The organism is Sphingomonas epibiotica, from assembly GCF_039615155.1.
In the GTDB taxonomy this organism is placed as follows: Bacteria; Pseudomonadota; Alphaproteobacteria; order Sphingomonadales; family Sphingomonadaceae; genus Sphingomonas.
Genome location: NZ_JBDGHY010000001.1, coordinates 504,648 through 527,163 on the forward strand (window position 1 = coordinate 504,648; position 22,516 = coordinate 527,163).

Below are 22,516 nucleotides of genomic sequence, written 5' to 3' on the forward strand. Positions count from 1 at the left end.
CAGGACGGTGGAGGAGGGTGTCCTCGAATAGCGCCGGCGCGGGTGCGGAGGTGCCCCTTCACCAGCCTACGGCTGGTCCCCCTACCCGCGTAGCGGGGAGGGTCTAGGTGCGCGTTCTTTCGGTTGCCTCCGAGGCCTATCCACTGGTCAAGACCGGCGGTCTTGCCGATGTCGTCGGCGCCCTGCCCGCCGCACTGGCACCGCATGGCGTCGAGACCTCGACGCTGTTGCCCGGCTATCCATCGGTCCTGAAACATTTGGGCAAGATCAAGCCGGTCCATCGCTGGGGCGACCTGCTCGGGAAACCCGCTGCGTTGATCGAGGGCAGGATCGACGGCCAACCTTTGCTGGTCCTCGATGCCCCTGAACTGTTCGCGCGTGACGGAGGGCCCTATGCCGATGCGACCGGTCGCGACTGGAGCGACAATTGGCGGCGTTTCGCCGCGCTGGGCCGGGCAGCCGCCGATCTGGCACCACGCTTCGACCTGCTGCATGCGCATGACTGGCAGGGGGCGATGGCGCCCGCCTATCTTCGCTATGACAACGCCCATGTGCCGAGCGTCCTGACGATCCACAACATCGCCTTCCAAGGCCGATATGACGCGGACATTTTCGCAGGTCTCGACCTGCCCGAGGCGGCGTTCGCGTTGGATGGGGTCGAATATTATGGCGGGGTCGGACTGCTGAAGGCTGGGCTTGCCTCGGCCGATGCGATCACAACCGTGTCGCCAAGCTATGCCGAGGAAATCCGCCGCGCCGAGTTCGGCATGGGGCTGGAGGGGCTGATCGAGGCAAGGCGCGACCGGGTTAGCGGCATCGTAAATGGCATCGACCCGGCGGTGTGGTCGCCTGAGAACGACACCGCCCTGCCCGCCTGCTATACCGCCCGCAACCTGTCGCGCCGCCGGACCAACAAACGGGCTGTAGAAGCGGCGTTCGACCTCGATCGTGGCGACGGTCCGATCTTCATCGTGGTCAGCCGGCTGACCTGGCAAAAGGGTATGGACGTGCTTGCCGATTGCGTCGACGCATTGGTCGGCATGGGCGGGCGCCTCGCCCTGCTTGGCTCAGGCGACGCGGCGCTGGAAGGCGCGTTCATGGCGGCGCGCAGCCGGCACGCCGGACAGATTGGCGTGCGCATCGGCTATGACGAGGCGCTGTCGCATCTGTTGCAGGGCGGCGGCGACGCGATCCTTATCCCGTCGCGCTTCGAACCCTGCGGGCTGACGCAGCTTTACGGGCTGGCCTATGGCTGCGTACCGGTGGTTGCGCGGACGGGCGGACTGGCCGACACGGTCATCGACGCCAATGAGGCGGCGGTGGCCGCGGGCGTCGCGACCGGTATCCAGTTCGGATCGGTCACCGCCGATGCTCTGCTCCACGCGCTGCGTCGGACGATGGCGCTTCATGCCCGGCCCGATCTGTGGACGACGATGCAGAAGCAGGGGATGCGCGCCGACTTCTCGTGGACGCGCAGCGGCACGCGCTATGCCGATCTCTATCGCGGCCTGATCGCGCAGTGACACCCGGCGCCTGTCCATTCGAGGGAGGCACTCGCTTCGCCGTGCGCGCGCGCGATGCGGCGACGGTCTGGCTGTGCCTGTTCGATGGCGACGCCGAACGTCGTGTGGCGATGACCCGCGACGGCGACTGGTTCGTTGCCGAGGTCGCGGGCGTTGGTCCGGGTCAGCTTTACGGCTATCGCGCCGATGGCGAATGGGACCCTGATCACGGGCGCTGGTTCGATCCGGCGAAGCTGCTGGTCGATCCCTATGCGATCGAACTCGATCGACGCTTCGCCTATGATCCGACGCTATCGACCTTCGGTATCGACACCGCCGCGATCGTGCCGCGCGCGATCGTGCCTGCGCTCGTTCAGCCGGTCGCGTTCGAGCGTCCGCGCATCGATCCTGCACGACCGATTTACGAACTGAACGTGCGCGGCTTCACCATGCTGCATCCCGACGTTCCCGAGACGCAGCGCGGGACGATCGCCGCGCTCGCCCACCCGTCCGTCATCGCGCATCTTCGCAAGATCGGGGTCGGTACCGTGGAATTGATGCCGATCGTCGCGTGGATCGACGAACGGCATCTGCCGCCGCTCGGCCTCTCCAACGCTTGGGGCTATAACCCGATCGCGATGATGGCGATCGATCCCGGCCTCGCACCCGGCGGCGTCGCCGAATTGCGCGACACGATCGCGGCGCTGCATGCGGCGGATATCGGCGTGATCCTCGATGTCGTGTTCAATCACAGTGGTGAAAGCGACGTGCATGGGCCGATCCTGTCGCTGCGCGGTCTCGACGACCGCTGCTATGCTCATGCACCCGATGGCGGCCTTATCAATGATACCGGCACCGGCAACACGCTGGACGCCGGCGATGCCGGGGTCCGCGACCTGATCCTCGCCTCACTTCGCCACTTCGCATCGCTGGGCGTCGACGGGTTCCGCTTTGATCTGGCGCCGGTCATCGCACGGTCACCGGGGTTCGTTGCGCAGGCCCCGATCTTCGCCGCGATCGCCGCCGACCCGGTGCTCGCCGACCGGGTCATGATCGCCGAGCCATGGGATATCGGCCCGGGCGGATATCAGTTGGGAAATTTTCCGGCTGACTGGCTGGAATGGAACGACCGGTATCGCGACGACGTCCGCCGGTTCTGGCGAGGGGATGGCGGCGTAGGTCCTCTTGCGACCCGGATCATGGGATCCTCCGACATCTTCGGGTCGCTGACCCGCAGCGTCAGCTTCCTCGCGGCACATGACGGTTTCACGCTCGCCGACCTCGTCTCGCACGTCGATCGCCATAATCACGCCAATGGCGAGGACAATCGCGACGGCCATGGCGACAATCTGTCGTGGAACCATGGGGTGGAAGGGCCGACTGACGACCCCGCCATAGAAGCTGCACGAACGGCCGATCTGCGCGCGCTGCTGGCGACTTTGTTCGCGACACGAGGGCATATCCAGTTGACCGCAGGCGACGAATTCGGCCGCAGTCAGCAAGGCAACAACAATGCCTATGCGCAGGACAATGCAATCACTTGGATCGATTGGACGGCGCGCGACGCGACGCTTGAAGACTATGTTGCCAAGCTCGCACGATGGCGGCGGGCGCGGCCGGCAGTGTCCGATCGAAACGTGCCCGATCATGCGTCGTGGATAACCCTCGACGAAGAAGCGATGACGCGCACGCACTGGGAAGCGGCCGACTGTCCCGGCTTCGAACTCCGCCTGCCCGGCGCATCGATCCGCATCGATCGCGCCGGGCGGACGGTCACGCTGCGATAGGCTCGCGCACCCGCAGCATCGCGATGGCTGCCAGCGCCATCACCGTGGCCGCCACCAGCATGGTATAGGCCGGATTGGTCGGAAACCACGTCTTGATAACCCCGCCCATCACCGTCGCGACGATCAATTGCGGCAAGACGATGAAGAAGTTGAAGATGCCCATATACACGCCCAGCTTGCGTTGCGGCAAAGCGTTGGCGAGCAGGACATAGGGCATGGTCAAGACCGATGCCCACGCAATGCCGATCCCGATCATCGGCAGGATCATCGCCGTCCGGTCGTGGGTAACGAAGATGCCGATATAGGCCACCGCCCCGATGGCAAGGCACAGGAGGTGCGTCCGCGCGGCGCCGATCCGGCGGGCCAGCACCGGCAGGGTGAATGCGGCCACCGCCGCGACACCGGAATAGATGGCGAACAGCACGCCCACCCAGCTACCCGCCTGATTATAGCCGTCCGACATCGGATCGATCGTGCCCCAAACCTGCTGTGCGATCACCGGAGTCGTATAGACCCACATGATAATGAGTGCTCCCCAGGTAAAGAACTGGACCAGCGCCAGCCGCCGCATCGTATCAGGCATGGTCGCCAGATCACCGATGATGTGGCTGAGCACATTGTCGCCGCGGCCGCGACGAACCAGTGCGCCCGACACGAGTTGCGCCACGCCGTAGAGCGCGATGCCGGCCGCGACGAAATAGGCCTCGCGCCCACTCTCCAGCGCACCACTGCGTTCGGCCCAGGCGATCAGCAGCGCGACGACGATGCCACCGGCGACCCACAATGGACCACGTTGCGGCACGACGGGGGGTAGCCGGTCGGCAGCTTCCACCGCCTCTTCCCCGAACGCCGCCAGCTCGGCGGGGCTGTATTCGCGGACGGTCAGCACCGTCCAGAGCACCGCGGCTAGCAACATCGTGCCGCCGAAGTAGAAGCCGTAGCGGACTGCGTCCGGCACTTGGTCTCCTGTCGCGGTGTTGCTGACGCCGAAGCCGTGTTCGAGGACATAGGGTGCGACGCTGGCGACGACCGCGCCGGCACCGATGAACCAGGTCTGGAACGCATAGCCCGCCGGGCGCTGACGGGGTGCCAGCATGTCGCCGACAAAGGCACGGAACGGCTCCATCGACACGTTCAGCGACGCATCGAGAATCCACAACGTCATCGCCGCAGCAAGGATACTTGGCGAGTTCGGCATGAAGAACAGCGCGCAGGTGCAGAGGATCGCGCCGATCAGGAAATAGGGTCGCCGGCGTCCCAGCCGCCCCCAGGTCCTGTCGGAATAATGGCCGATCAACGGCTGGACCAGCAACCCGGTCAACGGTGCTGCGATCCACATCAGCCCCAACTGGTCGATCGGCGTGCCGAGCGACTGGAAGATGCGACTGGCATTCGCATTCTGCAGCGCGAAGCCGATCTGGATGCCGAAAAAGCCGAACGAGATGTTCCAGAGCTGGGCGAAACCAAGCGTCGGGCGGGTCTGCATCTAAATCCTCCCCATTCATGGGAAGGGGGACCGTCCGCGGAACGGTGGCGGGGGCGTGCCCCAGATGCCACCGTTGCGATCGGGGTTATTCCCCCCTCCACCACCGCCTTTGGCGGCGGTCCCCCTCCCCGCGCGCGGGGAGGCTTGTTATCGTTTCTTCGCTGCCACGAAACGGATCGCTTCGCCACCGCCGGGTGCCAGCGCGATCGTCATCGTGTCGCCCTTCTTCACCTGCCGCTGTTCGATCGTGATCGAATGGCGCGCATCAGTGCGGTAGTCGGCGCCCGGACCGTCGCGATAGATTTCGGCGGTATAGGTCTTGCCGGCGTCAAGGAAGTCGAGCTTCACCGTCGAACTGCGCGCCTCTTCGTCGCCGATCGCGCCAAGATACCAGTCGTTGCTGCCAGCCGCCTTGCGCGCGATCGTCGCATAGTCGCCGACCTCGCCATTCAGCACGCGCGTGTCGGACCAGTCGGTCGGCACGTCGCGGATGAACTTGAACGCTTGCGGGTAGCGGGCATAGTTTTCCGGCGTATCGGCGGCCATCACGACCGGCGAATACAGCACGACGTACAACGCCAATTGCTTGGCGATGGTCGACTGTATGGCGCTGCCATTGCTGCCGGTCAGGCTGAGCACGCCCGGCGTGAAGTCCATCGGTCCGCCCAGAAACTGGGTAAAGACCATGTTCGCCTCATGCTCGGGCGGGTTCTTGCCGCCCTCCCACGCATTATACTCCATGCCGCGCCCGCCTTCACGGCTCAGCCAGTTGGGATAGGTGCGGCGCAGGCCGGTGTCCTTCACCGGTTCGTGGCTGTCGATCGACACCTTGTAACGTGCGGCGGCGTCCAGAACACGCTGGTGGTGGTTCACCATCCATTGCCCTTCATGCCATTCGCGATGCTTCGACCCGTCGGCATCGACACGCTCGATCTGGCCGGCGTCGGTGACATAGCCGGTCTTGACCACCCGCTCGCCATGGTCGGCCGCCCATTTGAACGCGCTGTCGAGCTGCGCGTCGTAATGGCTGACCGAACCGCCGGTTTCATGATGGCCGATCAACCGAACGCCCCTCGCTTTGGCATAAGCGGCCAGTCCCGCCGCATCGAAATCCGCGGTCGGCCCGCTGAAGTTCATGTCGTTGCCGTTGCCCAGCCAATCGCCGTCCCAGCCGACATTCCATCCCTCGACCAGCACGCCCTGAATGCCGTTGGCGGCGGCGAAGTCGATATAGCGGCGGACATTGGCGGTGGTCGCGCCATGTTTCGGCCCGCGCGCCCAGGTCCAGTCGCCCTTGATCATGTTCCACCACACGCCGACGAACTTGCCGGGCTGAATCCAGCTTGTGGTGTCGCCCAGCTTGTTGGGTTCGTTGAGGTTCAGCCCGATCCGGCTGGCATTGTAGAGGCCGGCGGCATCATCGGCGATCGCGATCGTCCGCCACGGCGTCGAGAAACCGGCGGCACGAGTCACCTTCGGACCGTTCGATCCCGGCGTCAGCACCGCGCGGAACGTCGTACCCTCCGAACGAGCGAGGTTCATCGCGGAATAGTCGGTCAGCGCCGCTTCGTGGATGGCGACGTGGCGACCGCTGGCCAGCTTGACCGTCATTACCGTCTGCGCGGTACCGACTGCGTCGAGCGGCGTCTTGTTGTACAGATATTCCTCGCGGTTCCATTCGAACGCCGGCTTCCACCATGCGGTACCGGGTTCGGCAAAGGCGAACTGGGTCAGTTCGTCGGCGATGTTGGCCGTCGTCAGGTTCGGCTGTTTCGGCAGCGTGTAGCGGAAACCGACCCCGTCATCGAACAGGCGAAAGGTCACCGCCATTTCGCGCTTCAGGTTCTTCGCCTCGCGAAAGGTGACCGTCAGTTCGGTATGGTTGTCGCGGATCGTCTTCCATTCGCCGAACGGCTGCGTCCAGCTGCTGTCCGACCGGTCGCGCTTCGTCCCGGCCAGCGTCAACCCGCGCTCGATCTTCGGCGCGTCGGTGAACAGGAAGCCGAGCTTGCTGTCGTTCAGCACGGCCTTACCATCCTTGGCGATCGAATAGCTCGGGCGGCCTTCGTTATCGAGGCTGACCGCAAGCGTCAGCTTGCCGTCGGGCGAGGCGGCACGCGCGACGACCTCCGCAAAGGCGGGCGACGCCATCGCGGTCATGCCGGCAAGCGCCAGCGCCAGTTTCATCATCCTCAACACTCTGTTCCTTATGCTTCGTAGCAGATTGCGACGCACGCCGCGAACGGGCCGAACCGGTCCCCATCCACGTCGCCAATGGTTTCGATTGTGCGCCAGCCAGCGCCGGTGGAAAACTGCGCCGGTGCATTCGACAGATTGAACACGCACAGCATGCGCTGCCCATCGAGTTCACGCTCGAAGGCGAGGATCGCGTCGGAAGCCTCGACGATCGTCATGCTGCCCGAACGCAGCGCCGGATGGGCGTTGCGCAGGCGCAGGACATGACGAGTGAAGTTGAGCAGCGAATGCGTGTCGACTTCCTGTCGGTCGACGGCGAGCGGCCGATGTGTAGCGCCCGCAGGCAACCAGGGCTTGCCCGCGCCGAAGCCGAGATTTTCGGCATCGGCGACCCACGGCATCGGCGTGCGGGCACCGTCGCGCGACAGCGTCAGCGGCCAATTGGCAATCGCCTCCGGATCCTGAAGATCCTCGAACGCGATGTCGACCTGTGGCAGCCCCAGTTCCTCACCATTGTACAGGAAGATGTTGCCGCGGAGACAGGCCAGCAGCAGCATCTTGACCCGACCGAACGCATCGGTATCCGCGCCTTCGGGCAACCAGCGCGATACGGCGCGCGGCGCGTCATGGTTCTCGAACGCCCAGCTCGGCCATGGTGAGCCTTCGTCCCACGGCTCGATCGCGTCGCGCAGAATGCGGGGCGACAGTTCGGGGGCGTAGAGAAAGTCGAAGCCATAGGCGGTGTTCAGCCGGTTGCCGCCGCCGCAGAACAGCTTCATCTCGCGCGTGGCATCATCCCCGCCAATCTCGGCAACGGTGAACCGATCGCCGTCATAGCCGTCGAGCAGCAGCCGTACGCGTTCGAGGAATCCCGGAATATCGGGATGGCTTTGATTATACAGCTTACGCTGGAAATCGAACGGGCGGGTGCGCGTCTTGCCGTTGCGCGGCATCGGCGGATTGTCGCGCAGTTCGGGATCATGCATCGCGAAATTGATCGCGTCCAACCGGAACCCGTCGACGCCACGGTCGAGCCAGAAGCGCGCGGTATCGAGCAACGCTTCCTGCAACTCCGCATTATGGCCGTGGAGTTGCGGCTGCTCCTTCAGGAAATTGTGCAGATAATATTGGCCGCGCCGCGCATCCCACGTCCATGCCGGTCCGCCGAACACCGACTGCCAGTTGCTGGGTGGCGAACCATCTGGCTTGGCATCGGCCCAGACATACCAGTCGGCCTTGGAATTGGTGCGGCTCGACCGACTTTCGACAAACCACGGATGTTCGTCGCTGGTGTGGGACCAGACCTGGTCGATGATGATTCGGATGTTCAACGCATGGGCGCGGGCGATCAGTGCGTCGAAGTCGGCGAGCGTGCCGAAGATCGGGTCGACATCGCAATAATTCGCAACGTCATAGCCGAAGTCCTTCATCGGCGACGTGAAGAAGGGCGACAGCCAGATGGCATCGACGCCGAGCGACGCGACATGATCGAGATGCGCGGTGATGCCAGGCAAATCGCCGATTCCGTCGCCATTGCTGTCGGCAAAGCTGCGCGGGTAGATCTGGTAGATCGTCGCGCCGTGCCACCAGCGGCGCGTATTCGCAGTCTCGGTCATCAGCGGGTCTCCGCTGCGCATACCGCATAGCCAAGGGCGGGAAGGTCGACGCGCACAGCGCCGGGCGCGGTCACGCTGCCGCAACCTCCGGCGAGTGCGCGGAAGCCGGTCGAGGCGGTCTCGACCTGCACATTGCGGGTAATCGGCGCGGTCGAGGTGTTGAAGAGCAACAGCACTTCGGCGTTGCTGGTCGGATCGAAACGCGAGATCGCGAGCAGGCCGGGCGTTTCCTCCCGCGCGCGCAACACCTGCCGCCCCCGGGTCAGCGCCGGGGTGGTGGTGCGCAGCTTCGCCAGTTCGGCGATCTGGCGATAGAGCGGATGCGTCGGCGTAAAGTTCGCAGTCGCGGTAGTCGCCGTCGTGCCGACCAGCTTGTTGTCGTTGTACGACGCGACCTGCGACGCGAACATATCCTCGCGCGCGTCCTGATCATTGCCGTCGCCGGCAAATCCCTGTTCGTCGCCCGAATAGATGGTCGGCACACCGCGCAGCGTCAGCAGCATCGCGTTCGACAGCATGACGCGTGACAGGATTTCGGCATCGCTCGCTTCGGGCCGGGCTTGCCGGAGGTAGAAGGCGAAGCGGCCATTGTCGTGGTTGCCGGTGAAAGTCGGCAATCGCCGTGCCGTCGCCTCGCCCCCCGCATAGAGCACATCGCCGTCGAACACGGTTTCGAAGGCATCGGTGCCCTTCTTGCCCGCGACGGTCTGCACGACGCCCTCCCGGAACGAAAAGTCGAGGACGGCGGGCAATTTGCCGGTCTTGGTCCATGCGGCGAGGCCGCCCGCGTCGAGCGACGACAGCGCGACTTCGCCGAAGATGTGGAAGTTCGGTATCCCCTTCGCCTTGGCGCGCTCCAGCATCGCCGGCACGAATGCCGCCCAGAACTCCGGGTTCACATGGCGCGCGGTGTCGATGCGATAGCCGTCGATGCCGAACTGGTCGATCCACCCGCCGAAGATATCGATCATGCCCGCGACCACGCGCGGATTCTCGGTCATCAGATCGTCCAGCCCGACGAAATCGCCCATCTGCGAGCTTTCGTTGGTGAAGGTCGTGTCGCCGCGATTATGATAATAGATCGGATCGTTGAGCCATGCAGGCACCTTCACCGCCTTCTCGGGTGCCGGGACATAGGGCGTGTAGGCGAAGGATGGGTCGGTCAGCTTCGCGAAATTCTCCGCCGTCTGCACATTGTCCCCGGCGAAACCGGCGTTCTTGCCCTTGGCCGCATAGGGATAGTCGGCACGGCTGCGATAGACGCAGGCGCTCTTGCCGGCACATTCGCGATACTGGATCACGTCGGCGGTGTGGTTGGCGATGATGTCCATATAGACCTTCATCCCCCGCGCATGCGCCGCATCGACCAGCGCCTTGAAATCGGCATTGGTGCCGAGATGCGGGTCGACCTGCGTGAAGTCGGTGATCCAATAGCCGTGATAGCCCGCCGATTCCTGCCCCGGACCGCCCTGCACCGGCTTGTTCTTGAAGATCGGGCCGACCCAGATCGCCGTGGCACCGAGCGACTGGATATAAGGCAGCCGCGCGGTCAGCCCCTTCAGGTCGCCGCCATGGTAAAAGCCCTTGGCGGTCGGATCATAGCCATGGACCATGCGGTCGCCGCGAAGACCACCGCGATCGTTCGACCGGTCGCCATTCTCGAACCGGTCGGGCAGGACGAAATAGATCACCTCGTCTTCGGGCGCGCGGGCGCGAAAATCCTGCGCGGCGGCAGGCAGGATGCTGGAACCGAGGGTAAGGGCCAGAAGCAGGGATCGGATCACGCGGCAACCTTTGCATCGGGCGCCGGACAATAGGCGCGCAGGAACTGGTCATGGGTCGGCATCCGCGCGACCGTGGCGGCAACATGTTTAGAATGCATGTCGAGAAACTGGTGGAGGCGGTCGGCGGGCAGCGCGTCGGCAAGCGGGTGATAGCCTTCCGCCCGCACCCCCTGCCCGACCAGCAATTGCAGCCACGCGACCTCGGCGAACAATTCATGCTCGTCGCGGACGATGCGGCCCGATTCGCGGAACAGCGCGATACGCTCGGCGAGGCTGTCGGGCAGCGGCGTCGCGCGGCGTTCCTGCCAAAAGGGCTCGTCGCGACCATTCAGTGCATAATGCGCGATCAGGAAGTCGCGCACGCCGAGCCATTCACGTTCGGATTGGCGGTTGAACTCGGCGATATCGGCCGGACGCGGTCGGGCTGCGGGCCACAGCGACAGCAGCCGCGCGATCCCCGACTGGACGAGATGGATCGACGTCGATTCCAGCGGCTCGAGAAACCCGGCGGCCAGCCCGAGCGCGACGCAATTACCGATCCAAGGCGCTTGGCGACGCCCGGTGGTGAAGCGCAGCAGCTTCGGATCAGCCAGCGCCGCCCCATCGAGATTGCCGAGCAACGTCGCCGCCGCTTGGTCGTCGGACAGATGTGCGCTCGAATAAACCAGCCCGTTGCCGGTCCGCGCCTGTAGCGGGATGCGCCACTGCCATCCGGCGGCGCGCGCAGTGGCCCGCGTGTATGGCGTAATCGGCTGCGTCGCCGCGCAGGGTACTGCCAGCGCTCGGTCACACGGCAACAGCGTCGACCAGTCGTCCCAGCGATCGCCCGGCATGCGGCCGATCAACAGTGCGGCGAACCCCGAACAGTCGATGAAGAAATCGGCAGCGATCGTGCGACCATCGTCGAGCGTCACCGCAGCGATCCCGGCATCGTTCTGGTCGACCGCAACCACCCGCCCCTCGATCCGCTCGACGCCACCGGCCTCGGCCCGTTCGCGCAGATAGGCGGCATAGCGCGCGGCGTCGAAATGATAGGCCCAGGCGATCCCCGACGGTGCCTGCGGATTGCCCGGATCGCGATCGAACCGGTTCGCCGTCGCCGCCCCGGCGCAAGCGCTGTGGGACCATAAGGATTCGGGTGCGTCGCCCCCGCCCGCCGCCAGCCAGTAATGCTGGAACGGCACTAGCCCCAGCGAACGGCCGATCGTGCCGAATGCGTGGATGTAACGGCTGTCCACCCCGTTCCAGCCGGCGAATTCGATGCCGAGCTTGAAGCTGCCATTGGTGCGCGCGACGAAATCATCCTCGTCGATGCCGAGATGCTGATTGAACAGCCGCAGTTGCGGGATCGTCGCCTCGCCCACGCCGACCGTTCCGATCGCATCGGATTCGATCAGCGTAACCTGCGTACCGCCCGGCAGGAACCGGGCCAGCGCCGCCGCCGTCATCCAGCCGGCGGAACCGCCGCCGACGATCGCGACGCTGCGGACGGGCTTCTGATCGATCGCCATCAACGCCTCCCGTCACCGCCGCCCGTCCAATTTGAGACGGGCGGCTTGTGGCATCAGAACCGGAACGATGCCCCAGCAAGGAAGCGCCGGCCATAGCTCTGATAGTCGATCACCGCGAGGTCGTACGCCGGATCGACGGTCGCAAAGCGTTCGTCGGTCAAATTCTGCCCCTGTACGAACAGCGACAGTCCTTCGAGCGTGGTGCCCTTCGGGAATTCATAGCCGATCTGCGCATCGATGATCGTTTCGTCCAGCGCGCGGCGACGCTGGCGATTGCCGCCGAAGCCCGACAGTTCGCCGACGAAGGTGGAGCGGTACCGCGCCGAACCGCGCGCGCTGAACCCCCACTTTTCGAAATAGGCCGTGCCGTTGACGACCCACTTCGAATAACCCGGGATATTTTCCGGCGGCGAGTTGGGATCGGGTTTGATCTGGGTCTTGGTCCACGAACCGCCCCCGGTTAATCCGAACCCGTCAAGGAACGACACGAAGGTATTCAGCGGCAGCGTAGCAGCGAGTTCTACACCGTAGATGCTACCACCTTCTCCGTTGATCGGCCGATCGACGCGGCCCAAGGTTGGCGTGCCCGCAGGCGTTCCGGTCGGGGTCGGGAACGCGAAATAATCGAACGGCAGCGTCTGGTTGTATACGTACGACTTCAGATCCTTATAGAAGCCTTGTGCTGCGATATAGCCCGCGCGTCCGAAGTATTTCTCCAAAGTCAGATCGAACGAGTTTGACCGGATCGGACGGAGCGATGGGTTACCACCGCCACCGGTTATCAATCCTTCCTGGGGATTGTAGCCAAAGCCCAAAGCAACACGCATATCGTCGAGTCGCGGTCGCTGTACCTGCCGCGCGGCGCCCGCACGGATCACCCAGTCGCCCGGCATGCGCAACGACAGATTGAGGCTGGGCATCAGGTCCCAGTAATCCGCTCCTCGTGTCACCGGTGAAAGCACCTGATTGGCGGCGATCAGCCCCGACGACTTCTGCTCGGTCGCGACTGCCTGAACCCCGACGTTTCCGGTCAGGACCGAACTGCCGACGTCCTGATGAATGTCCGCCTGGACATACATCGTCATCAAGTCTTCTTCGATACGGAATGCCTTAGCCGGCACATCAGGACTGGTGTTCGGGTTCAGCTGGTAGACACCACCAGCTAGCAGATCGCGCGGATCGTAGCTTAGCATCGGACCTAGCCCGAGATAATCGAGGCTGGTCGGCTCCTTCACATATTGATCCGGAATGCGCAGTGAGCGCAGCCCGCCGCTCAGCGCCAGTAGCGCTTCGGCCGGGGCAAGCGACTTATCGCGATCGGTATAGTTAAGTCCTGCCTTTACCGCGCCAAAGAAACCGTCCAACTCCTTTTCGACCTCGAACCGATATTGCGCGATGCGGTCCTGAACCTTGCGGTCATTGAAGTAGCCGGCCTGCAGGTTCGTATTACCCCAGCCTAGTGGATCGGTCAGCAGGATCAGGTTCGGGTCGGAATAGTTCAGCGTCGGGCTGAAGCGCGTGCCGGTCTTGCCGCTGGTGAAGGCGATGGTGTCCTTCGCACCGACATTCTGGCCGTAGCCGGTACCGGCATAGCTTTCGAGGATGATCTCCTCGCGGTCGGTGCGCGAATAGCTGGCGTCGAGCGTCGCGTTCCAGCCATCGTCGCCGCGCCACGCCATATTGTAGCCAAAGGCGTAGAGCTTCGCCTTGCGCTCGAACGCGTCGTTGCGGACGACGCCTTCGACATTGCCGAACGTGCCCGAGGTGACGAAGCCATCACTGTTGGCGGTCGTACCGGTCAGCTTCACGCCGTTCGGCTTGTCAGCCTGATTGAAGTCCTGTCCATAGCCCAGCGGCAATTCGATCCCGCGCTTCAGCTGATCGTCGTTGAAGTCCGAATAGAAGCCGTCGACCGTGACCGTCAGATTGTCGACCGGCTTGTACTGCAGCGTGCCCGACAGGCCGAGCCGTTTCAGACGGGTCGAGGTGACATAGGATTTCGATCCGCCGATCACCCCCTGCCCGTTGAAGCCGGCATAGCCCCAGGCGTTGAATTCCTGGATCTGATAGGGTTCGTCGAGATAGTTGGCCGACAGGGCGATGCCGATCGTGTCGTCGGCGAACTGGTCGATATAGGTGCCGCTGACGCGGTAGCCCTTGTCGCGCGACCCGGCGTTGAGCTTGCCGAGATCGGCATAGGTGCCGCGCGCGCCGATCGAGATCGCCTGCCGCCCATATTCGAGCGGACGGACGGTGCGCAGGTCGACGGTACCCGACAGGCCCTGCCCGACCAGGTTCGCCTGACCGGTCTTGTACACCACGACCTGGCTCATGATTTCGGCCGGATACTGATCATATTCGACGGCGCGATTGTCGCCGGTCGAGGTCTGTTCGCGGCCGTTGAGCAGCGTGGTCGAGAAATCGGGCGCGAAGCCACGGATCGAGATCGAATTCGACCGACCCGACACGCGCTGCGACGTCAGACCCGGCAGGCGGGCGATCGACTCGGCGATCGACGCGTCGGGCAGCTTGCCGATATCCTCGGCGCTGATCGATTCGACGACCTGATCGCGGTTCTTCTTTTCGGCGACCGCGTTTTCGAGGCTGGCGCGAAAGCCGGTGACGACGATATCGACGTCTTCGTTCGCGGTGGGATCGGTCGGGTCGGTGCCGTCGGCCTGGGCCGTGGTCGGCTCCGGGGTGGTCGTCGCCGTCTGTGCGAACGCGCTGCCGGCTCCTGCCAGTGCACCGGCCGCGATCAATGCCGTGATGCTGGCACCGCGCGCCAGCCGGGCGCACGACCGCGCCTGCGATGAATACCGCATTTCCCAAACCTCCCCAGAAATGATTGATTCCCCGGTTCTTTCGCCCGGTTCGTCCGTACCCTCCTATTGAAACCATCCGGGCCGGTTGAGAAGCGGACAGCATACGTATTCAGTCGGCGCTTGCCGGTGACCGGGTGCGACCGCTACACCGGCCGTTCACTGATACGGATCAGGCCCAATGCGGCCATAAAGGACCAGGCATGGCGTCGGGCGACAAGCCGACCTCCTTCGATATCGCGGCGCTGGCCGGCGTATCGCAACCGACCGTCAGCCGGGCGTTGCGCGGCGACCGGACGGTCAGCGCCGCCACGCGCCTGCGGATCGAGGCGATCGCCGCGCAACTGAATTACAAGGTCGACAAGAACGCGTCGGCGCTCCGCCGGGGCAGCACCTCGACACTGGCGCTGCTGTTCTTCGAAGACCCCGCGCCCGACGGTTCGCGGATCAATCCGTTCTTCCTGTCGATGCTGGGGTCGATCCTGCACACGTGCGGCGCGCGCGGCTATGACCTGCTGACCTCGTTCCAGCAGCTCTCCGCCGACTGGCATGTCGATTATGAGGACAGCCGCAAGGCGGACGGGCTGATTCTGCTCGGCTATGGCGATTTCGACGCCTATTCGCGGCGGCTCGACCAGCTGGTGGCGCAGGGGACGCATTTCGTCCGCTGGGGATCGCCCGATCCGGCGCATCCGGGCACGGTCATCGGCTGCGACAATTTTGCGGGCGGCCATGACGCCGGGCGGCATCTGATCGGACGCGGTCGGCGTGCGATCGCGTTTCTCGGCGACGCGTCGAGCCAATATCCCGAATCGCGCGACCGGTATCGCGGGCTGGCGGCGGCGTTGCAGGCGGACGGGCTGCCGGTCGATCCGGGGTTGCAGGTCGACGCATTGTCGAGCGAAGCATCGGGCTATGACGCCGCCAGTCGCCTGATCGCGCGTGGGATCGCCTTCGACGCGATCTTTGCGGCGTCCGACATGATCGCACTGGGCGCGGTGCGCGCATTGGTCGAGGCGGGGCGGCGCGTACCCGAAGACGTCGCGCTGGTCGGGTTCGACGATATTCCCGCCGCCTCGCTGGCGCAGCCGCCGCTCACCACCATCCGACAGGATTATGCACGGGCCGGCGAGTTGCTGGTCGACATGCTCATCCGCCGGATCGACCGGCGCGAAACCGCACCGACGCTGCTACCGCCCGAGCTGGTCGTCCGAAAATCGAGCTGAACCCCTTGCGTCAGATGATATAAAGTCACATCTGCACGGCCATGCAACGTTCCACCCTTCTCGACGGTGCCGCAATCGGTGCGTCGCTGCTTTGCCTGATCCATTGCATCGGGCTGCCGATCCTGTTCGCGCTGCTGCCCGCGCTGGCGAGCATCGGCCTGCCGTCGTCGGAATGGCTGCATCTGCTGCTGTTGCTGACCGCGATACCGGTCAGCGCGCTGGCGCTGGTCGGCGGATGGCGCGCGCATGGCCGGGTCGTGCCGATGCTGCTCGGCGCGCTGGGGCTGTCCGGACTGGCAGCGGGCCTGGCGTTCGACAGCGTACCCGGCGCGGAAACCGCGCTGACCGTCGCCGGCAGCCTCGCGCTCGCCATGGCGCATCTCGGCAACTGGCGACGGCTGCGGACCGCCTGATCCGGTCAGATGCCGATCGACACTTCCGGTCCGGCCACGCCCGGCACGTCGACCTCGAAGCGGAACAGATTGCCCGCCAGCGGCTGCGCCGCGGCCTGATCGGCATCGTGATGCTTGTTCGCGGTGGTCGCGAACACCGTCTTGCGATCGGGACCGCCGAACGCGATCTTGGTGATCGCGTCGACCGGCATCTTGATCGTCTCCAGCAACTCGCCCTTGGGCGAATAGCGGCGGATGCTCCAGCCGGCATAAAGGCTGATCCACACGCAACCCTCGGCATCGACTGCCGGGCCGTCGGGAAAGCCTTCGGCATTCGGGATCGTCACGAACAGCCGGCGGTCGGTCAGCGATCCGTCGGCGGCGATGGTGCACGCATAGATATACCCGCCCAGCGTATCGACATGGTAGAGCGTCCGGCCATCGGGGCTAACCGCCGGTCCGTTGGTGATCGCGACCTGCGGGCTTGACGCGATGGCCGAGCCATCGGCGGCAAGGCGATAGATCGCGCCGGTCGCCGCGCGCTCGCCATCGTCCATCGTCCCGAACCACAGCTGGCCGTTCGGCGCGACGGTCGCGTCGTTCAGCCGGTTGCCGGGCAGGTTCGGCTCCGGATCGACCAGCAGCGCGAACGCGCCGGTCGTCGGATCGAACCGGTGCAACCCGCTCTGCAGCCCGGCGATGAACTTGCCATCGGCCGAGGGCAGGACGAAACCGCATTGGCCCGGCGCGGCCCAGCTGCGCCGCTCGCCGCTCGCCGGGTCGTAGCGGTGGATGCGCGGCGTCTTGATACAGACGAACCACAGCGCGTTGTCGCGGTCGACCCAGTTGGGTCCCTCCAGCAACGGTGCCGACAGGTCCCAGACGCTGACCGGTTCGGACTTCTGTACCTTCGTCATTTTACCGCCACCCTGCATCCACGAAGAAGCTGTGCCCGGTTACCAGCCGCGCATCGTCGGAGGCAAGGAACAGGATCATCGCGGCGATGTCGCCCGCGACCAACCGTCCGTTCAGGCACTGCGCCTTGACGATCTCCGCCTCCCCTTCGGGCGTGTACCATTTCAGCTGGCGCGGGGTGCGGACATTGCCGGGGATGACGCAGACCGAGCGGATACCGTCGCCGCCCAGTTCGCGCGCGAAGCTGCGGGTCAGCCCCTCGATCGCCGCCTTCGCGGTCTGGTAGAGCGTCAGTTCCTCCAGCGCCAAGTGCCAGCTGATCGACCCCATGTTGACGATCACGCCCTTGCCCTTGGCCTTCATGCCCGGGATCACCGCCTGCGCGGCGAAGAACAGATGGCGCAGGTTCACCCCCATCCGGTTGTCCCAATAGGCTTCGTCGACCTGCTCGATCGAATGGCGGTCGTCGCTGGCGGCGTTGTTGACCAACACGTCAAACTCGCCCCCTTCCGCGATCGCCCGTTCAATTGCGGCTTTCAGCGCAGCGATATCGGTAAGGTCGACGCGCTGGAACGCCGGCGTCGGACCGACGCCAGCCAGTTCCTCGATCAGCTTAAGTGAATCCGCTTCGGCAATGTCAAAGAAGGTGACGTGCGCGCCTTGCCGGACGAATCCTTCGACCACGCCCGCGCCGATCCCCGACCCGCCGCCGGTGATGAGCACGCGCTTGCCGGCAAGCGAGGGATAGGACGCGCGGGCTTCGGGCGCGATCGGGTAGGCGAAATCGTCAGGCGACATGGGTGTTTCCAGCAAAGAGGTGTCAGGCGGCGATCAGGCCGCGGCGCGCAAGGTTGCGCATCAGGTCGCGAATGCCGAAACTCCACGGGTCGGCAGCCTTGGAGGTGGTGACGGTGTTCGCCAGTTCGCCGAGCGAGGGGGTCGAGATCCGCACCACATCCCCCGGCTTGTGGGTGAAGCCGCGGCCCGGTTCGTCGCGGTCCTGCACCGGCGCGAACAACGTGCCGAGGAACAGGACGAAACCGTCGGGATATTGATGCTCCGACAGCGCCTGCCGTACCAGATCCTCCGGATCGCGGCTGATTTCGCGCATGGTACTGGTGCCGGTCAGGACATAGCCTTCGGGACCGTCGATACGCAGGTCGACGACCGCGTCGCGGACCGTGTCCATGGTGAAGTCGCCGTCGAACAGACGGATGAACGGGCCGATCCCGGTCGAGGCGTTATTGTCCTTGGCCTTGCCGAGCAGCAGTGCCGAGCGCCCTTCGAAATCGCGCAGGTTGACGTCGTTGCCGAGCGTCGCGCCGACGACCTTGCCGTCGCTGGTCGCAACGACGACGATTTCCGGCTCGGGGTTATTCCACGACGAGTCCGAGCGGATGCCGACATCCGCGCCCCAGCCTACGGTCGACAGCACCGGTGCCTTGGTGAACACCTCCGCATCGGGGCCGATCGCGACCTCCAGATATTGCGACCACATACCCGCCTCGATCAGCGCGGCCTTCAGTTCGCCTGCCTCGCTCGATCCCGGCTTCACCGAACGGATGCCGCCGCCGATGCGCGCTTCCAAATCGCCGCGAATGCCCTGCGCCGCATCGGCATCGCCGCGTGCGCGTTCCTCGATCACCCGCTCCAGCGCCGAGACGGCGAAGGTCACGCCCGCCGCCTTCACGCATTGCAGATCGATCGGCGACAGGATCGGCGGATGATCGCCCGCCGGATCGGCCAGCGCGGCGGTGTCGCACACCACCGGACCGTCGAGCGAAGCGATATCGCTCCGCTCCAGCAAATCGGCGACGGTCGCGGCATGGGCCGACACATCGATGACCTTGCCACCCTTCACCACCACCGGCGTCGGGCCGTCGGCCAGTTGCATCCGCCCGACCAGCAGCGCCTTGTCATGATCGGCCGGCAGCATCCGCGCGGCATGTTCGCTCTTCATGTCCGTTTCCTCAGTGATTGTGGCGCGGCGTCGTTTCCGACGTCCGGCGATATTTGAGTGCAAGGTCAAGCACGCCGCCTTCGCCAAGCTGGCCGACCTTTTCGCGGTAGATTTCCTCCCACGGCGTCTGGCTGGCCGGGACCGGCGGAATGCCCTCGCCCTTGCGCCGCGCGATCTCAACATCGTCGACCAGCATGTCGCAGCGGCCATGGTTCAGGTCGATGCGGATCGTGTCGCCGGTGCGCAGCCACGCAAGGCCGCCGCCGACCGCGCTTTCGGGTGAGGCGTTGAGGATCGACGGGCTGTCCGACGTCCCCGACTGCCGCCCGTCGCCGATCGTCGGCAGGCTCTGGATACCCCTCTGGAGCAACGCGGCGGGCGGCTGCATGTTGGTGACCTCGGCCGAACCGGGCCAACCGATCACGCCCGCACCGCGGATAACGAGAATGCAGTTCTCGTCGATGTCGAGCGCCGGATCGTCGATGCGGTGGTGATAATCGTCGGACCCGTCGAACACGATCGCCCGGCCTTCGAAACAGCCTTCGTTGCCCGGCTGTGACAGATAGCGGGCGCGGAAATCGGGCCCGATCACGCTGGTCTTCATGATCGCGACGTAGAACAGATTGCCCGACAGGACGAGGAAGCCGGCCTGTTCCTTCAGCGGCTGGTCGTAGGGCCGGATGACCTCGCGATCGGTGGCGACGCGGTTGGCGACATTCTCGCCCAGCGTCTTGCCCGTGACGGTCGCGACATTGCCGTCGACCTTCCCCACCGCGATCAGTTCGCTGAGCACCGCCGGCACGCCGCCCGCCCGGTGGAAGCGTTCGCCGAGGAAGCGCCCGGCAGGCTGCACATCGACCAGCAGCGGCAGGTCATAGCCGAACTCCATCCAGTCGGACGGATGCAGTTCGATATCGGCATGGCGCGCCATGGCATGGAGGTGGGGATGCGCGTTCGACGATCCGCCGATCGCGGTGATGAGCGCGATGGCGTTCAGGAACGACTGGCGCGTCAGGATCTTCGACGGGCGCAGATCGTCATAGGCCATCTCGACGATGCGCTTGCCCGTTTCGTAGGCGATCTGGCCACGCTCGCGATAGGGCGCCGGAATCGCCGCACAGCCGGGCAGCGACATGCCGAGCCCTTCGGCGATCGCGTTCATTGTCGACGCGGTACCCATCGTGTTGCAATGGCCCGCCGACGGCGCCGAAGCGGTCGCGGCTTCGAGAAACTCTTCCTCGGTGATCTCGCCTGCCGCCAGCTTGCGGCGCGAGCGCCAGATGACCGTGCCCGACCCGACGAGTTCGTTGTCGTGCCAGCCATCGAGCATCGGCCCGCCCGACAGGACGATCGCCGGGATATCGACCGTCGACGCCGCCATGATCGCCGAGGGCGTCGTCTTGTCGCAGCCGGTGGTCAGTACCACCGCGTCGATCGGATAGCCGTTCAGGATTTCGACCAGCCCGAGATAGGCGAGGTTGCGGTCGATCGCCGCGGTCGGGCGGCGGCAATTCTCGAAGATCGGATGGGTCGGGAATTCCATCGGAATCCCGCCCGCCGCCTCGATCCCGGCCTTGACCCGCTTGACCGTTTCCAGATGGATGCGGTTGCACGGCGTCAGATCCGATCCCGACTGGGCGATGCCGATGATCGGCCGTCCGCTGGTCAGTTCCTTGGGCGTGATGCCGTAGTTCATGAACCGTTCGAGATACAGCGCGGCCATGTCGAGACGGCCGGGCGCGGCGAACCATTCGCGCGATCGGAACGGACGGGCGGGGGTACGGGTCATCATGGCTACTCGGTCGAAAGGCCCCGCGAAACGCGGGGCCGAAGTTGGCGAAGGTTACACGTAACGCAGATTCTCAGCCCTGCATGTCCTCCAGTTCCTTGCCCTTGGTTTCATGAATGAATTTCTGGACGAGGAAGAAGCTGATCGCGGCGCAGACCGCGTAGAAGCTGTAGCTGGCGGCCAGACCGATGGTGCCGAGCATTACCGGGAAGCTCTGCGTCACGACATAGTTGGCGAACCACTGGGCAAAGCCGCAGACCGCCAGCGCCGAACCGCGCATCTGGTTCGGGAACATCTCGCCCAGCATGACCCACATGACCGGGCCCCAGCTGATGTTGAAGAATGCCGAATAGGCGAGCGCGGCGCCGACGGCGACCTGGCCCATATTGCCCGGAAGGAGCAGCGTCGCACCCTGCACCGTACCGGTCGAGAAGGCATAGACCATGACGAACAGCGTCAGCGCCATGCCCGCCGAACCGATCAACAGTAGCGGCTTACGCCCGATCTTGTCGACCAGCCCGACCGTGAGGAAGCAGGCGACGATCGAGATCGCGCCCGAGAAGATGTTCTGCTGCAACGCTTCCGCTTCGGAGAAGCCCGCGGCCTGCCACAGCGTCGCGCCGTAATAGAAGATCACGTTGATCCCGACGAGCTGCTGGAACACCGCCAGCACGAGGCCGGCCCACACGATCGGGCGGATGCCGCCCTTCACGGGGTCCATGATGTCGCGCAGCGCGGGCTTGTGATCCTTGCTGAACGATGCCTCGATATCACGGATCTTCACGGCAGCGGCGGCCGGACCGAACAGGCGGGTCAGCACGATGCGCGCTTCGTCCAGACGGCCCTTCTGCACCAGATAGCGCGGACTTTCGGGAATGAAGAGCAACGCGACGAGGAAGACGGCGGCGGGAATCGCCTGCATCCAATACATCCAGCGCCATGCCTCGTAACCGCCCCACCAGATGGCGGTCGAGCTACCAGCGGCAGCGGCCAGATAATAGTTTACGACGAACGCGACGGTCAGACCGGTGATGATCATGATCTGCTGCACGGTCGTCATCCGCCCGCGGATGTTCGCCGGCGCGACCTCCGAGATATAGGCTGGCGAGAGCACCGATGCCGCACCGACCGCCATGCCGCCCATGAAGCGGGCGATGACGAACAGCGCCTGGACGTGGCTGAAACCCTGAATGATTGCGCCGACCAGGAACAGCACGGCGGCGAGCATCATCACCTTGCGGCGACCCATCGCGTCGGCCAGCTTGCCGGCGAGGAACGCGCCGACGAAACAGCCAATCAACAGCGATCCGACCGTGAAGCCTAGTCCGGCCTCGCTCAGCCCGAACGCGCTCTTCAGCCCTTCCTGCGTGCCATTTACCGCCCCGCTGTCATATCCGAACAACAGCCCCCCGATCGTTGCCACTGCAACGATCGCGATGACGAGCGCGATGTTCACGCGCTCCCCCGTCGCCTCTACCATCCCCATCCACTCCATGTTCACTGCCGTTCGAAACGGCGTGTTAGCGGTAA

General features: G+C 64.9%; 15 protein-coding genes. 4 read left to right on the plus strand and 11 right to left on the minus strand.

All coding sequences use genetic code 11. The features are described from left to right. Positions 1 to 107 precede the first annotated feature (107 nt). The gene (gene glgA, locus AAIO73_RS02410) at positions 108 to 1,523 is read left to right on the plus strand and encodes a glycogen synthase GlgA (RefSeq protein WP_345875975.1); all 1,416 of its coding nucleotides are present in this window, start codon (positions 108 to 110) and stop codon (positions 1,521 to 1,523) included. Further along, positions 1,520 to 3,289, plus strand: coding sequence for a glycogen debranching protein GlgX (gene glgX / locus AAIO73_RS02415; protein ID WP_345875976.1), 1,770 nt, complete (start codon positions 1,520 to 1,522; stop codon positions 3,287 to 3,289). Before glgA ends, glgX begins: the two co-directional genes overlap by 4 nt. On the opposite strand, the gene AAIO73_RS02420 is transcribed toward glgX, so the two are convergent. The 6 genes from AAIO73_RS02420 to AAIO73_RS02445 all read right to left on the minus strand — a co-directional run bounded on the left by AAIO73_RS02420 (position 3,276) and on the right by AAIO73_RS02445 (position 14,707). Next, positions 3,276 to 4,775: an MFS transporter gene (locus AAIO73_RS02420; protein WP_345875978.1), complete on the minus strand. Its 1,500-nt coding sequence runs from the start codon at positions 4,773 to 4,775 to the stop codon at positions 3,276 to 3,278. The genes glgX and AAIO73_RS02420 overlap by 14 nt on opposite strands. Positions 4,776 to 4,922: 147 nt before the next feature. Continuing rightward, positions 4,923 to 6,965 (minus strand): glycoside hydrolase family 97 protein, encoded by a 2,043-nt coding sequence (locus AAIO73_RS02425; RefSeq protein WP_345876326.1) that lies wholly within the window; start codon positions 6,963 to 6,965, stop codon positions 4,923 to 4,925. A 17-nt stretch (positions 6,966 to 6,982) separates the two neighbouring features. Next, positions 6,983 to 8,587 (minus strand): alpha-glucosidase family protein, encoded by a 1,605-nt coding sequence (locus AAIO73_RS02430; RefSeq protein WP_345875980.1) that lies wholly within the window; start codon positions 8,585 to 8,587, stop codon positions 6,983 to 6,985. Continuing rightward, the gene (locus AAIO73_RS02435) at positions 8,587 to 10,371 is read right to left on the minus strand and encodes an alpha-amylase family glycosyl hydrolase (protein WP_345875982.1); all 1,785 of its coding nucleotides are present in this window, start codon (positions 10,369 to 10,371) and stop codon (positions 8,587 to 8,589) included. Before AAIO73_RS02435 ends, AAIO73_RS02430 begins: the two co-directional genes overlap by 1 nt. Further along, a complete protein-coding gene (locus AAIO73_RS02440) occupies positions 10,368 to 11,882 on the minus strand; it encodes a tryptophan halogenase family protein (protein ID WP_345875983.1) in 1,515 nt (504 codons plus the stop codon). Before AAIO73_RS02440 ends, AAIO73_RS02435 begins: the two co-directional genes overlap by 4 nt. A gap of 53 nt (positions 11,883 to 11,935) precedes the next feature. Further along, on the minus strand, positions 11,936 to 14,707 hold the full coding sequence (locus AAIO73_RS02445; RefSeq protein WP_345875985.1) for a TonB-dependent receptor: 2,772 nt from the start codon (positions 14,705 to 14,707) through the stop codon (positions 11,936 to 11,938). A gap of 200 nt (positions 14,708 to 14,907) precedes the next feature. Between AAIO73_RS02445 and AAIO73_RS02450 the strand changes: the two genes are divergently transcribed. Beyond that, positions 14,908 to 15,930 carry a LacI family DNA-binding transcriptional regulator gene (locus AAIO73_RS02450; protein WP_345875986.1) on the plus strand — a complete coding sequence of 341 codons (1,023 nt, stop codon included), beginning with the start codon at positions 14,908 to 14,910 and terminating at the stop codon, positions 15,928 to 15,930. 41 nt (positions 15,931 to 15,971) lie between these two features. Next, positions 15,972 to 16,343 (plus strand): MerC domain-containing protein, encoded by a 372-nt coding sequence (locus tag AAIO73_RS02455; protein ID WP_345875989.1) that lies wholly within the window; start codon positions 15,972 to 15,974, stop codon positions 16,341 to 16,343. A gap of 5 nt (positions 16,344 to 16,348) precedes the next feature. Here the strand turns inward: AAIO73_RS02455 and AAIO73_RS02460 are convergent, their stop codons facing one another. The 5 genes from AAIO73_RS02460 to AAIO73_RS02480 form a co-directional block, all read right to left on the minus strand. Beyond that, complete coding sequence (locus AAIO73_RS02460; RefSeq protein WP_345875991.1) at positions 16,349 to 17,239, minus strand: SMP-30/gluconolactonase/LRE family protein; 891 nt, start codon at positions 17,237 to 17,239, stop codon at positions 16,349 to 16,351. A gap of 1 nt (position 17,240) precedes the next feature. After that, positions 17,241 to 18,035: a D-xylose 1-dehydrogenase gene (gene xylB / locus AAIO73_RS02465; RefSeq protein ID WP_345875993.1), complete on the minus strand. Its 795-nt coding sequence runs from the start codon at positions 18,033 to 18,035 to the stop codon at positions 17,241 to 17,243. A 22-nt stretch (positions 18,036 to 18,057) separates the two neighbouring features. Next, positions 18,058 to 19,197, minus strand: coding sequence for a fumarylacetoacetate hydrolase family protein (locus tag AAIO73_RS02470; protein ID WP_345875995.1), 1,140 nt, complete (start codon positions 19,195 to 19,197; stop codon positions 18,058 to 18,060). A gap of 10 nt (positions 19,198 to 19,207) precedes the next feature. Next, positions 19,208 to 20,989, minus strand: a complete 1,782-nt coding sequence (locus tag AAIO73_RS02475) for an IlvD/Edd family dehydratase (RefSeq protein ID WP_345875997.1) — start codon at positions 20,987 to 20,989, stop codon at positions 19,208 to 19,210. Positions 20,990 to 21,059: 70 nt separating this feature from the next. Beyond that, positions 21,060 to 22,466 (minus strand): sugar porter family MFS transporter, encoded by a 1,407-nt coding sequence (locus AAIO73_RS02480; RefSeq protein ID WP_345876329.1) that lies wholly within the window; start codon positions 22,464 to 22,466, stop codon positions 21,060 to 21,062. Positions 22,467 to 22,516: the final 50 nt, after the last annotated feature.

Bases quoted from the DNA above. Each gene is read 5' to 3' on its own strand.
- AAIO73_RS02455 (WP_345875989.1), top strand. From the start codon at position 15,972: ATGCAACGTTCCACCCTTCTCGACGGTGCCGCAATCGGTGCGTCGCTG.
- AAIO73_RS02470 (WP_345875995.1), bottom strand. From the start codon at position 19,197: ATGAAGAGCGAACATGCCGCGCGGATGCTGCCGGCCGATCATGACAAG.
- AAIO73_RS02440 (WP_345875983.1), bottom strand. From the start codon at position 11,882: ATGGCGATCGATCAGAAGCCCGTCCGCAGCGTCGCGATCGTCGGCGGC.
- AAIO73_RS02445 (WP_345875985.1), bottom strand. From the start codon at position 14,707: ATGCGGTATTCATCGCAGGCGCGGTCGTGCGCCCGGCTGGCGCGCGGT.
- AAIO73_RS02420 (WP_345875978.1), bottom strand. From the start codon at position 4,775: ATGCAGACCCGCCCGACGCTTGGTTTCGCCCAGCTCTGGAACATCTCG.
- AAIO73_RS02480 (WP_345876329.1), bottom strand. From the start codon at position 22,466: ATGGTAGAGGCGACGGGGGAGCGCGTGAACATCGCGCTCGTCATCGCG.
- AAIO73_RS02450 (WP_345875986.1), top strand. From the start codon at position 14,908: ATGGCGTCGGGCGACAAGCCGACCTCCTTCGATATCGCGGCGCTGGCC.
- xylB (WP_345875993.1), bottom strand. From the start codon at position 18,035: ATGTCGCCTGACGATTTCGCCTACCCGATCGCGCCCGAAGCCCGCGCG.
- AAIO73_RS02425 (WP_345876326.1), bottom strand. From the start codon at position 6,965: ATGATGAAACTGGCGCTGGCGCTTGCCGGCATGACCGCGATGGCGTCG.
- AAIO73_RS02430 (WP_345875980.1), bottom strand. From the start codon at position 8,587: ATGACCGAGACTGCGAATACGCGCCGCTGGTGGCACGGCGCGACGATC.
- AAIO73_RS02460 (WP_345875991.1), bottom strand. From the start codon at position 17,239: ATGACGAAGGTACAGAAGTCCGAACCGGTCAGCGTCTGGGACCTGTCG.
- AAIO73_RS02475 (WP_345875997.1), bottom strand. From the start codon at position 20,989: ATGATGACCCGTACCCCCGCCCGTCCGTTCCGATCGCGCGAATGGTTC.